Source organism: Oleiphilus sp. HI0079 (assembly GCF_001635105.1).
In genome coordinates this window covers 1-1,334 of the sequence record NZ_LWFT01001291.1, presented here as the reverse complement: position 1 = coordinate 1,334, position 1,334 = coordinate 1, and the positions used below count along the sequence as shown (strand labels likewise).

General features: G+C 45.0%; 2 protein-coding genes. Both read left to right on the top strand.

Annotated features, from left to right (window positions below; genetic code table 11):
- A partial coding sequence (locus tag A3750_RS22520; protein ID WP_156498850.1) for a GNAT family N-acetyltransferase occupies positions 1-864 on the top strand: 864 nt, incomplete at its 5' end.
- 37 nt (positions 865-901) lie between these two features.
- Positions 902-1,334, top strand: a 433-nt coding sequence (locus tag A3750_RS27395; protein ID WP_156498849.1) for an acyltransferase family protein, incomplete at its 3' end; no start/stop codon positions are given.

Here is a 1,334-nt window from a genome sequence, read left to right as displayed (position 1 = left end):
AGACTCTTTGGACATTTGTGGACCAGCATCGCCTTTGTGAACTATGGCGGCCCGCTTTGTAACAACGAAAAGGTTGAGGCATCCATTTTTGAGTTCATACAGCAAGTAGCCAAACAAGAGAGCATCAAAAGGCTAGAAGTCCGCGGCCTTTATGAGCGCCCCATTCCAGATAGCTGGAACTGCTCTCAAGACAAGGCCAGCATGTGGCTGCCGCTACCCTCGGACAACAACAGCGACACCTTACTATCAAGCTTTAAGGCAAAGCTTCGCTCACAAATACGCAAAGGCTACACCGATGCCGTCAGTGCAAAAGTCGGTGGGCTAGAGCTCATTGATGATTACTACACCGTATTCGCACGCAACATGCGTGACTTAGGAACGCCTGTTTATAGCAAACGCCTGTTTTCAGAACTACTCAACACACTCGCGAATCAAGCATGGCTGGTACTTATCTATCATCAAGGCAAACCAGCATCGGCGGCGTTTCTCATCAAAACAGGCGACCGAATGGAGATCCCTTGGGCCTCAACCATTCGAGATTACAACCGTTTTGGGCTTAATATGGTGCTGTATTGGGAAGTACTAAAACTAAGCTGCGAGCAAAAATGTGTCGTTTTTGATTTCGGCCGCTCAAGCATTAATGCAACGACATACAAGTTTAAAAAGCAGTGGGGCGCACAGCCGGTTCAGCATTACTGGTATGGTTATGAGCCAGGGGAAGACTCATCGAGCGGCCAACTCCAGGGAACAAGCAAAGCAAGTACAGAAAACCCGAAGTTTAAGATACTCATTGCCTGTTGGAAGCGACTTCCGATATGGTTGAGTAAACTCATTGGCCCTAGTATCGTGAAGTTTATTCCTTGATTGAGCATCCATCGAAACATAGCAGATCTAAATTTTAATGCCGACTAAAAAACAGAACAGATTCGCAACCATAGATGGCTTTAGGGGTTTGGCCGCTCTTGGTGTAGTTCTGTACCATTTTTACGGGAGCCTTAAACCTGCTTTAGATAATGCTCTTCCTTCTTTCATAACCACCCTTTTTTCCTACGGATACTTGGGTGTACCCATTTTTTTCGTGATTAGTGGTTTCGTAATTTCGCATACAGTCGGAAGAACAACAATCACACGAAAATATTTTGGGAACTTCATCCTAAGACGGAGCATCAGGCTAGACTTTACTTACTGGGCATCAATCCTATTAGCCATAATCTTGTTACTCGGTAAAAATCTCTATCTTAACGCCGATGAACCTATCCCTTCTATGGGAAATGTACTTATCCATATGTTCTACTTACAGGACATAACACAAATTCATCCGCTGATCTCAGTCG